The organism is Patescibacteria group bacterium (genome assembly GCA_028707065.1).
In the GTDB taxonomy this organism is placed as follows: Bacteria; Patescibacteriota; Patescibacteriia; order Patescibacteriales; family WJLG01; genus JAQTUZ01.
This window is the reverse complement of sequence record JAQTUZ010000007.1, coordinates 27626-39130: the sequence shown is the minus strand read 5'-3', so window position 1 is coordinate 39130 and position 11505 is coordinate 27626. Positions and strand designations below refer to the sequence as shown.

The following is an 11505-nucleotide window of genomic DNA, read 5'->3' as shown; positions in this document are numbered from 1 at the left end:
CGTCAGGCCGAGGCGGCCTGCCACCCCTCTCGAGAGGGGACTTTTCTACACACCCCGTCCTCGCATGGCGCGAGTCCACCCCTCTTAATAGAGGGGAATTATTTATATAATTTTTTAATATGCAAGATGATTTAAATCCAAATGAAGATGATCCCAGGGAAGAAGGGGGATCGGGCGAGGATGGCGGCGAAGAAGTCGATGAAGATGTGGCGGAAATTATGGAGAGCCAGGGCGTTGACGCGGAGACGGCGGAGAACGTGCGGGATGTTATGGATGAATATGGCGTTGACGAGGACGAGGCGGCCGAGCTGGAAGAGGCTTTGTGAATTTTTAAATTGATTTGATAACTTCGGCAAACCGCCCCGCTCCCATCACCTCAACCCCTCCTCGGGCAGGAGGGGAATTATAAGATAAAACCGCCAACTGAAGGCGGTTTTTTAGTGGAAAGAATGATCAAACTTTGGCGCGAGACTGGCTTTACAAGAAGAGAATGATTTGTTATTGTTTGGGGCTGCTCTTTTTTTACATAACCCAAACATTTTTCCCGGGAGGATCGCCATGGTTGACAAGGTGAAGAGCTCTTCAACAAAAAAGACCGTTTTGAAATGGGCGTTAATGTCGTTTGGCGCTTTGTGCGCCGTTGCAGTATCTTTTCTTGCCATTGATTTTTACGGCTATAGCCAGGATTATCATTTGGCCGCAACCACCTCTCTTTATACGAGAGAGCACGCGCAAAAAGAGCAAACCGAGAATGACGGCTGGTGGCTTAACTCGATCGATTCGTTCGGCGAAAAAAATGCCGATGGAATCGTGATTCCCGCGCAAGAGGGCGTGATTAAAATAGCCGAGACCATCGCGCAGAAGAAAGCCAAGGTTGTTGAGACCATCAATCGTTATCGCGGCGTTAATGCTTTAGCGGAAAAAATTGTTGCCGAATTTCCCGGTTATCGTACGACTGTTTTCAACCATGGCATTTCGTTCACAACCGAACTGGTTCCGCGTGGGGTGGATAAAGAAGAAAACATGAACCGGATACAAGAAGAAATGGAGCAATATCTGGAAGTTTGCTTTATTTCCCGAGATCAGATCGGTGATGATGACGCCTGGCTGTTCTATCGCGATGATTGGAGGGCTTTAATGATCGCGGCCATTGATCTGCCGGACAAATTGTTTGCCGGTTTGCTTTGGCATGAGATGGGCCATGCTTATCTGGATAAGGTTTGCCGCGGACAAGTAACGACCGCTGCTGATGAGATGATGCTTCATCGTTTTGAATTCACTATTATGAACGCGGCCACGGGCGGCAGCTTCCAGCATTATGTTGACAGTTTGGTTGATCGCTACGGCGGAAATTCGGGCGATTATCAAAGTTGTTTGAGGAAGATCAAGCTGAATAATTTTCGCGCCTTGGATAAAATTCTTGGCTGCGCGAATTCCGGCTTGGCAGCTTCCAATATCGCTTCAGCCTGCTATGTTCTGGCGATCGGCGCCGGGTATATTGATAAATTCGGCCCCCGCGACAAAGCGGCGGAAGATGCCAAACTTTATCGCTGGATGAATAAGCGGTTCGCGAAAAATCTGCTTCGCGCTTCCGAAGCTATAGCCAAAAGATAGCCTCAAAAAGTTGCCCGGACAATTCCCTTAAGAATTTTTTTGCTTAAGGGAATTTTTTTATCCTTCCGCCCTCCGCCCGAGGCGGGCAAGAAGGCGGAAACAAGTCTCTTTATAAAAGGGAATTGTTTAAAATAAAAAAGCCGCCGTGAGAGCGCGGTGGCTTTTTGTTTTTAGTTCGGCCACAGTTTCCCGTTAGAGGAATGTGGCTGTTTGATTTTATGCCGGTAGATTAAAGTTGATCTTCGTATGTTTGCCGTCGCAGTCCCGCCCTGTCCCGAGCTTGCCGAAGGAGACGGAGACTGCGACAGAACTAAATTAGGGGAATTTTGCGTAAATAAAAAACCCGCGGACAAACGCCCGCGGGTTTTATGATTACGACTGTCGAATCGATGATTTATTCCATCGGTTTGAGCGGGATCGTCCAGATCAAGAGGTTAGGGACGTTATCGTTGACGGCCGCGAATTTCGCCGTTGTGCCGATAACTTGGATGTCAAAGCCGAAGGCGCCGCCCGCTGTACCGCTGACCGATAATTGTTTGACGAATTTTCCGGCCGCGGAAAATTCGGTGTAATCGGAAGTATTAGCGTCGCTCGGATTGATCGCATCGCCGTCAGAGGTGATGTAATTGCCGTTCGGCGCTTTTTCCACCGAGAGCGGACCGTGCAGATTTACCTGATCCTGATAAAATACCACGCCCTTTCCCGCGTCAGACGACAAAGTCGAAGCATTGACGACTTTATAGATCGCATTGTCCGCCGTGGCCGCGACCAAAAGCGAATCATTGCCGGCGTCGTAGTAAAGGCCGGTCGGGCCGATTTCCAAAGCGGCCGGATCGCCGCGATGAGCGTAACCGGAAGCGATAATCGTGCCGGATTCGGAAAGCAGCGTGGTAAGATTGAATTTAAGATCAAAACGGACGACGTTGCCGGAGAGCACGTTGCTGACAAAGGCCTGGACGTTGACGCCATTGTCATTGACTGACATGTCCCACGGACCATTGATCAGCTCAGTGTCAGTGAGAGTTTTGATCAGCTTGCCATTTTTGTCGAGCACCAAAAGCGAGCCGGCTTTGGCCGTGGCGCTGGTGCCGTCGGTGGTCGGCATATTGCCGACGATGACAAATCCTTCTTTGAGCACGGCTAAAGCGGTGGTTAAGCCGAGAGTCGGCGCGCCTTGATAAAAGAGCGACATTTTTCCGTCCGGGGTGATGCGGACGATGGTCGAACCCGTGCCTTGGAGATTTTTGCTGTTGTTGAAGTTGGAGACCAGCACGTCTCCTGATTCGATCGTTCCGCCGCCCGGGAAATTCGCCGGGACAAAAGCGACGCCGTAAGGATTGCCGTCGCCATTGGCCGGGACGGTTGAGACCGCCAGCGCCGTCGAAGTCGCGTCAGGCAAGAACGGGGCGATCACGGTTTTTTTGATTTCCGGAATCGGTGCCACCGTTGGCTTGGGCTGCTGCCACACCATGATGGCGTAAACGCCGATCAGCACGATGATCACGGCGATAATTCCGGCAAAGAGGTAATTTTTTTTCATAAAATTGCCGCGACGGAGGCAAATTAATTTGCGGCCGTCTGGTTAATTATATAAATTTATCAAATTTACCCATTCGTTTTTTTCGTCCCTATTATATCACTATTTAAAACGCCCGACAATTAGGCAAAATTATTGCCGACAAAAGCAATATTTCTCGCGCTTTCCGGGTAAAAGAAAACCCGGAATAAACCGGGTTTCTCAATGGATTTATATTTTTGGCTTGGAGTCGGAAATTATTTTGACGAGTTGGGCCAGATCCATTTCTTTGGTATCTCTCGCGATTAACAGGTTTGTTCGAGATATTTTTGGGCCAGCATCCCGGCAAATATGGTATGGTTGACAAAATATTGTTTGTATGGTAAGTTGCAATGATTTTTGGACCTTGAAAATTAACCATATCAAAGAGGAGGATCTATGAAAAAGATAGTTTCTTTCGGGTTTTTTGCCCTGTTTTTGCTGGCTGGCGCGATGAGCTGCCAGAAAGTCCCGGAAATAGACAAGCTCGGATCAGTTCTGAGCGATTATGTCGGACACTCCGACAACGCCGTAGCGCAGAAAAAACTGCTGGGCAAGATCAGACAAAGGTTTATTGCCGATTTTTCTCGAAGCGATGATGATTTGCCGGAGCTGGGCCGATACGTTCAGCTGGCGAACGACAGATTATCGCCGAATGATTCGGTTTCCAAGGTCGGGCTGCGCCTGCTGGAAGAAAAGGTTAAGCGGATCGGATTGATCGATTCTCTTTCTCGCCTGGCCAATAATTTTTATAGTATTTCCTTAGTGCCTTCCAGCACTATTTTGGAAGACATTCTTGCCAAAAGGTTCGAAGCGATCGACGCGGATTCTTTAATCAGGCTTAAAAATGGCCAAGGATTTATCGGACCAAAGGTTTGGGGAGCCATTGAAGGAAAAATCGCCGCGGAGATCAAAAGAAAAATCGATCTTTTTCCGGTCGATTCGCTTGTGCCTTATCTGCGGGGCGTTGATCAAAACTCGCCGCGCTGGGAAGTTTCGATTCCGGCGATTAAAAAATCGCTTAGCGAGGAGCATGATGTTGGCCGAGCGCTTATCTGGACCGGCGGCTGGGCGTGCCAAGAGGTGAGCGAAGCGGCTGATCAGCGGCTGATGGAACTTTACCTTAATCATCATGACGCTCCTTTGAGCCGGGGGGAAATGTCTTCGGTGGCGAAGATGATCGGTCAGGCCGAAACAGGATCTGGCCAGGAAGAATATCTGGAAAGCCTGCTTGGGCAGATACTTTTAAAGACCGAGTATTTTGATAGTCTGGTCAATTATCTGCTTGAGTTCAAAGTCGGTTCGCATTCCTATCTGATGGTTGAGCGGCGGATGATGAATGTCATGCCGAAGTGGAACTATTCTCTGGAAGCCATGTTGTATTGGCATCGTTTTTTCGTCGCCGAGTCCAAGCCCAAGATGGAATTAGTTTGCCGAATCCGCCGCCAGCTTAATGAAGTCCGCGACTTTCGCAGGATAATCAGCCTTTACAAAGAATATTACGAAAACGACGCGGCTGTCGGGCAGATGATACTGGAACGCGGCGAACGGATTCTGGCCGGCATTAACGACCTGAGGGCCCTGGCAAATCTTCGCGAGCTGGCCTTTATTGAACACCAGTATTCTCGTAATTATCGTAACTGTATCCAAGACATCGTTGACCAGCGGGTAAGGGATTTTTTAAAAGGTTTTTCCAAAGAAGCTCTGGCAATTTACGACCAGCTGGGCGGAGAAAATCAATATGTCAAAGATATGGTCGGCAATCGCCTTCGGGATATCGAATCCGATGAGGACGATCGTCCGCGTATGGCAAGAAGAAATCGTCTTTAAGATCAAATCAAATAAAGAGCAGTTCATGCGGGCTGCTCTTTTAAAATATTAAAATTCGCTTCAGCCGCAAACGTTTAAGATCAAGGCTGCAGCATGGCACAATTTTAAAAACCCCGGAGTTTGATCCGGGGTTTTTAGTTTTATATTTTGGGTTTGGAGTCGGAAATTATTTTTACCAGTTCAGCCAGATCCATTTCTTTGGTGTCTCTTGAGCCGCGCTCTCCGCCTTCGTCCCGAGGCGGGACTACGGCGGACGATGACGGACGGCCGACTAAATTTTTGGCCTCGCCTGTTTTATTGTTTCAACTAATTCGTCAAAATTCATATTTTTTAAATCTTTTTGCCCTCGTTCGCGAATTGCCAGAGTGTTTGAAGCCATTTCTTTATCGCCGACGACCAGGATATAGGGGATTTTTTCGTTGACGGCTTTGCGGGTTTTATTGCCGACGGTTTCGTCGGAATCGTCGAGTTCGGCGCGCACTTCTTGAGCTTGGAATTTGGCGAGCAATTCGCGGCAATAATCAAGATGATGTTCACCGACTGATAAAATTTTCACCTGCACCGGCGAGAGCCAGACCGGGAAATTTCCGGCATAGTGCTCGATCAGAATTCCCATAAATCTTTCCGGCGAACCGACAATGGCGCGGTGGATCATTACCGGAGTTTTTTCTTTGCCGTCCGAATCAATAAAAGTCAGGCCGAATCTTCGCGGCATGATGAAATCCAGTTGAATGGTGGAAATTTGCCATTCGCGCCCGAGCGAATCCTTGGAGATCAAATCCATTTTTGGCCCATAGATCGCGGCCTCGCCGACAGCTTTATAATAATCAATCTTGCTTTCGATTAAAATTTCTTCCAGAATTTTTTGCGATTTTTCCCAAGTTGAAGGGTCGCCCAAAAATTTTTCTTTTTTAGTTTCATCCCAAAGCGATAAGCGCACATTGTATTTCATGCCATAAGTCTCCATGGCTTTTTTGATAATCCCCAGTACGGCGATGAATTCTTGTTTGATTTGGTCTTCGCGGCAGAAACAATGGCCATCGTCCTGGCAAAAGCAGCGCAAGCGGGTCAGGCCGGAAAGTTCGCCCGGTTTTTCGTCGCGATAAAGATTGGCGAAATCGGCGATGCGGATCGGCAAATCTTTGTAGCTTCTCATCGTCGAGGCGTAAATTTGCGTGTGATGCGGGCAGTTCATCGGCTTTAAATAATATTCTTCCTCGGTATAGTGGGAAACGACCCTGAACATATCGGCCTGATATTTTTCATAATGGCCGGAAACCTTGAATAATTCCGCCTTGGTGATATTAGGGGTGTGCACTTCGCGATAACCGATCGTTTTTTGCAGGGCGTTGGAGTAATTGATTATTTCCCTCCGGACGATCGCGCCTTTTTCCGTGTAGATCGGCAAGCCGGGGCCGACCAGATCGGAAAAAATGAATAAGCCCATTTCTTTGCCCAATTTGCGGTGGTCTCTTTTTTCCGCCTCGGCAAGGATTTTTAAATAGTTATCCAATTCTTCCTTGGAGGCAAATGCCAAGCCGTAAATCCGGGTGAGCATCTTATTTTTTTCATCGCCGCGCCAATAAGCGCCGGCCAGCTTGTTCAGTTTCCACGAGCCTTTGGGAATCTGATTGGTATTTTCGATGTGCGGGCCTTTGCATAGATCGGTGAATTTTCCGACCGTATAGTAGCTTACTTCTTTTTCTCCCTGCTTTTTCAAATCTTCGATCAATTCTTTTTTATACGGTTGGTTTTCTTTCTCGGCTTTTTTTATCGCTTCGTCAATTTGTAATTTGTCATTTGTAATTGGCAGATTCTGTTTGGCCAGATGCTCCATTTTCTTCTCAATTTCTTTTAATTCGGCATCGCCGATCTTTTGGTCGCCAAAATCAAAATCATAATAAAAGCCGGTGTCGATGGCCGGGCCGATGGCGAATTTAACGTCGGGATAAAGTTCCGCGACCGCGGACGCGAGGACATGGGATAACGAGTGGCGGATTGTTTCGAGAGAATTCATAAAATTAGAAATTACAAATTAATAATTACAAATTATTTTATTTATTATTACAAGTGATCTGTATTCTGCTTAATATTCGACAGATTTCTTCGCAATCTTTGGTAATAGATTCGGCAAACAAATTTTCTAAATATTGACCATCTTTAAGCAATCTTAACCAGTATCTGGTTTCTCTGGCTTCTTTGTAGGCGATGCCAATTTTGGCGGCAAAATCTTTATAACTTTGTCCACCGACCGCCTCTTCGGCATTGGCGCCAATCGACGTTCCGCTTCGTAGAACTTGTTTAGACAAAATATATTCCCTTTTTGCTTCGGTTAAATATTTGTAAAGTTTTATTATTCTTAGTGAAAAAGAATAGCTCTTTTCCAAAATTAAATTGCCCTCCTTCATTTGTAATTTGTAATTAATAATTTGTAATTTTTTATGCGCTTGGCGCATAAAAAAAATCTCGTCCGAACGCAAAATAATCATAAATGACTATTCTGCGCTGGGACGAGATTCAGAGCTTCGCTCTGTTCGTGGTTCCACCCGGCTTTACCCATCGGCTTTTCCGACAAGACTTGTTTAATGACGGCTTAGCCCGTAAAAAGGGAATCGGTCCCGCGGTTGGTGGCCGCGGCAATCGCCGTTCGATTACTTAGTATCTTAGGCCTTTTTATCCCGCTTGTCAATCCAAATAAAAAGCCCTTGGAGATCAAGGGCGCGGGGTGACATTTTGCCAAAAATGATCAGGGGACGGAAGACGCGAAGACCTGATCGGTTTCGTGCACTATCCGCGTCGCGGCTTGTTTTACCGGCGCCGAGAGGAGGACCGCCATTTTTGTCGCGACTGTAACGATTTCGCCCAGATAGTTGACCAAAATTCCTTCGAAGTAGAATTTGGTCCTTTTCTTGATGACTTCGGGCATTTCCTTCTCCCAAGCTTTAGCCAGCTTACTCTTCAAGACGATCTTGGCCAGCGTCTCGGTTTCCTGACAGTAAAGGACTATCCTGATCCTGTCTATTCCCCGATCATCCGAATAATTTCGCGCGTCAACGATTATCCCTTTCAAAAAAGAGCTCAATGGTTCAGCCATAACCGCCTCCTTTCAGTTGCCAGTATTCTATTAAGTAATCCGATTTTAGTCAAGTCGGGCGTTATGGTATAATTATTAAATAAAATAGTAAATTAAATTTTTTTGGATCAACAATTTTCCGAACAAATCGCGGCCGCCCCGGCTAAGAATAAGAGCGGAATGCCGCTCTCGATCATCGTCAGCGTGATCAATCTCGGCGGTGGTTTCTCTGATCGTCGCTTACGTTGTCATCGCGGCCGCGGCCGGTCCGCTGTCCAATCGGGTTGATGTTTTGGAGAAAGAAATGGCCAAACAAATGAGCGCTTATAAAGTCAAATAAAAAAAGAGCTCATATTTAGAGCCCTTTGAGAGAGTGCGATCGGGAAGATGCGGCTAAAAGTAACTGGTCTCGAGGATGATAGTGCTGGATTTGATCAGTTTGATTTCAGCGCTTGTTTTGCCGGTCGGATCATGAATATTCCCGACGTAGGTGCCAATCGCTTTAAACTCGCAGTGTTTGATTTTTTTCGGGATTTCAGCCTTTTTTCTTATAGAAGTAAGATCGATAGCGACGATTTCCCCGCCAATCGGTCGCAGGCAAATTAACCGGCCAAACTTCTTATTTTTTCTGTCGAAAACAACTCTGCCCAAGACAGAAACCGGATCGCCGATTTTCCTTGATTTCATATTCCCTCCTTGAAAATTTTGACGAAGTGAGGTGGCTATAAATTACCATCCAGCTGGCGCCTTGTCAACCCAGTCTTATTTTGATAAAGTGTTTGGCATTATTACGCCGTTATTTAATCTACAATCTGATTATCTCCTCACCGGTGATCCCCTCGACTCGCTGCCGCTCGCTCGGGGCAAGCAGCCGCCCGCCCTCCGCCCTAGGCGGACAAGGAGGCGGACAAGCCGGCAGACCATAACGAATAACATTTAATCAGCATGTCTTTATTCAACCTTGAATCAAATTACAATCCTACCGGTGATCAGCCGCAGGCGATCGAAAAGCTGGAGGCAGGATTGGCCAAAGGCTGGCGCGACCAGACGCTTTTAGGCGTGACCGGATCAGGCAAGACTTTTACCATGGCCAATATCATCGCCGCCGAGAGCCGGCCGACCTTGATCATTTCGCACAACAAAACTCTGGCCGCGCAATTATACAGCGAGTTCAAGCAATTTTTTCCCGAGGCGGCGGTGCATTATTTCGTTTCTTATTATGATTATTATCAGCCGGAAGCTTATATTCCTCAAACCGATACATATATAGAGAAGGAAACACAGATCAACGAAGAGATCGACCGCTTGCGCCATGCGGCCACGCAGTCTTTGATCAATCGGCGCGACGTGATCATTGTCGCGAGCGTTTCCTGCATTTACGGCTTGGGCGAACGCGAAGAATACGTGGCGATGAGCAAAAAATTTTCCGTCGGGCAGAAAATCAAGCGCAATGATATTCTGCGCGAGCTGGTTTCCATCCAATATGAAAGGAATGATTTGGAAATTTTGCGCGGCCAATTCCGGGTCCGCGGCGAAAATCTGGATATTCATCTGGCGACCGGCGAAGCGGTCGTCAGGATTATTCTGATGGCCGATACGATCGAGAAGATAAAAATTTATAATATCAATCCGGGCGAGAAAAAACCGGTTTGGACGCGCGACTTATCGAAAGCGCCAGGGACTGGACTTGAGGAAATCATCATTCTGCCGGCCAAGCATTTTATGACGCCGGCTGACAAGATGAAGGTAGCAATGGTGAAGATCCGCGAGGAATTGGAAGAACGGCTGAAAGAATTGAAAAAGCAGGGCAAGGAAGTCGAGGCTTATCGGCTTGATAAGAAAACCCGCTATGACTTGGAAATGATCGAGACCATCGGCTATTGCAATGGGATTGAGAATTATTCCCGCCATTTGTCCGGCCGCGCGGCTGGAATGCCGCCGGCGACGCTGATCGATTTTTTTCCGTCTGATTATCTGATGTTCGTTGATGAGTCGCATGTCACTTTGCCGCAAATCGGCGGAATGTATTTCGGCGACCGTTCGCGCAAAGACACTTTGATCGAATTCGGTTTCCGCTTGCCTTCTGCCCGCGACAACCGGCCGCTGACCTTTGCCGAATTTGAAAGCAAAGTCAATCAAGTGATCTATGTTTCGGCTACGCCCCGCGAATACGAATTTAAAAATTCTAAGCAAGTGGTGGAGCAGATCATCCGCCCGACCGGCTTATTGGATCCGGAAGTGGAAGTTCGGCCCAATCAAGGCTCGATTGAAAATTTGCTGGGCGAGATCCGCGCCAGAGCCGATCGCAATCAGCGCGTTTTGGTGACGACGCTGACCAAGCGGATGGCCGAAGAGCTGGCGGATTTTTTAGCCGAAGCCGGGATCAGAGTGAAATATCTGCATGGCGAAGTGGAAACTTTTGATCGCGTCGCGCTCTTGCGGGAATTGCGGGAAGGGGCCTACGATTGCCTGGTCGGCGTAAATCTTTTGCGCGAAGGATTGGATCTGCCCGAAGTTTCCCTAATCGCTATTTTGGACGCGGACATCTCCGGCTTTTTGCGCAACGAAACCGCATTGATACAGACGATGGGCCGCGCCGCCCGCCACGAAGAAGGCAAAGTGATAATGTATGCCGATAAGATCACTCCGGCGATGAAATTCGCCATCGATGAAACGCGCCGCCGCCGCCGCATCCAGGAAAAATACAACCGCGAGCATAACATCATTCCCCGCCGCGCCGAGGCGAAATTCCATGAACCGATCGGTTAAATCGCAGCAGTCCCCTGCGGGAGACTGCTGCATGGCACGGGGGGTGCATGGCACGGGGGTCTGCGGGAGACTGCTGCATGGCAGAGAGAACCGATCGGTTGACAGCTAAATTCGTTGGCGTTAATCTATAATTATCCGCGAATAAGATCGCTGGTATAAATTATTGCGCAATTCGGCGGAGCGATTCCGCCGCTTGAGCGTTTTGTCGGATCGAGATTGCAGGCCTTGCACCTTTGGGTGTCCGGCTTTTTCAATTTGTTCGGGGTATTTACAAATAATAATAATTGTGTTAGAGTTATTCTTTAGTGTACATTTGATATAAAGGGCATTTTTAATGCCTAGATAAATAGGTTTCTTTCACAACAACCATCCACCAGAGGAGGACGTGCTTATGGCTCAAGCCACAGCTACGAAAAGCCCCAAGTTTTACTACGGCCCGGTGCAGAGGAATCTCCGTAAGAGCAAAGGCAAGGGGTTTCAGCTTTGTTTGCTGGATCTTGAAGCCGGAGATTTCCGCTGGTTCGATCACCCTTCGGATCTTCGTTGGGCGATTGAAACGCTGATTTCGCCGGTAGGCAGCGAAAGAGAAGAATATCGCACTATTGAGCTGCCGGCCAAAAGGATCTCCGCGGAAATTCCGGCGGAGGATCTCGAAGACCTGTTC

General features: G+C 47.8%; 10 protein-coding genes. 5 read left to right on the top strand and 5 right to left on the bottom strand.

Going from position 1 to position 11505, the window contains the following annotated elements; genetic code table 11:
* The first annotated feature begins 119 nt into the window (after positions 1-119).
* Both PHE24_03275 and PHE24_03270 read left to right on the top strand, forming a co-directional pair.
* The gene (locus PHE24_03275) at positions 120-326 is read left to right on the top strand and encodes a hypothetical protein (protein MDD4902133.1); all 207 of its coding nucleotides are present in this window, start codon (positions 120-122) and stop codon (positions 324-326) included.
* 232 nt (positions 327-558) lie between these two features.
* A complete protein-coding gene (locus PHE24_03270) occupies positions 559-1614 on the top strand; it encodes a hypothetical protein (protein MDD4902132.1) in 1056 nt (351 codons plus the stop codon).
* 394 nt (positions 1615-2008) lie between these two features.
* Here PHE24_03270 and PHE24_03265 read toward each other — a convergent pair whose 3' ends face one another.
* Positions 2009-3154, bottom strand: coding sequence for a hypothetical protein (locus PHE24_03265; protein ID MDD4902131.1), 1146 nt, complete (start codon positions 3152-3154; stop codon positions 2009-2011).
* Positions 3155-3568: 414 nt separating this feature from the next.
* Between PHE24_03265 and PHE24_03260 the strand changes: the two genes are divergently transcribed.
* Positions 3569-4999, top strand: coding sequence for a hypothetical protein (locus PHE24_03260; protein MDD4902130.1), 1431 nt, complete (start codon positions 3569-3571; stop codon positions 4997-4999).
* 271 nt (positions 5000-5270) lie between these two features.
* Here PHE24_03260 and thrS read toward each other — a convergent pair whose 3' ends face one another.
* From thrS to PHE24_03240, 4 genes are all read right to left on the bottom strand, one after another.
* Positions 5271-7016, bottom strand: a complete 1746-nt coding sequence (gene thrS, locus PHE24_03255) for a threonine--tRNA ligase (GenBank protein ID MDD4902129.1) — start codon at positions 7014-7016, stop codon at positions 5271-5273.
* A gap of 37 nt (positions 7017-7053) precedes the next feature.
* Complete coding sequence (locus PHE24_03250; GenBank protein ID MDD4902128.1) at positions 7054-7407, bottom strand: four helix bundle protein; 354 nt, start codon at positions 7405-7407, stop codon at positions 7054-7056.
* A gap of 338 nt (positions 7408-7745) precedes the next feature.
* A complete protein-coding gene (locus PHE24_03245) occupies positions 7746-8093 on the bottom strand; it encodes a hypothetical protein (GenBank protein ID MDD4902127.1) in 348 nt (115 codons plus the stop codon).
* Between the two features lie 372 nt (positions 8094-8465).
* Positions 8466-8759, bottom strand: coding sequence for a hypothetical protein (locus tag PHE24_03240; GenBank protein ID MDD4902126.1), 294 nt, complete (start codon positions 8757-8759; stop codon positions 8466-8468).
* A 258-nt stretch (positions 8760-9017) separates the two neighbouring features.
* Here PHE24_03240 and uvrB point away from each other — a divergent pair, with 258 nt between their 5' ends.
* Together uvrB and PHE24_03230 are read left to right on the top strand one after the other, a co-directional pair.
* Positions 9018-10841: an excinuclease ABC subunit UvrB gene (gene uvrB, locus PHE24_03235; GenBank protein ID MDD4902125.1), complete on the top strand. Its 1824-nt coding sequence runs from the start codon at positions 9018-9020 to the stop codon at positions 10839-10841.
* A gap of 391 nt (positions 10842-11232) precedes the next feature.
* Positions 11233-11505 (top strand): hypothetical protein (locus tag PHE24_03230; GenBank protein ID MDD4902124.1); only part of this gene is annotated, 273 nt, incomplete at its 3' end.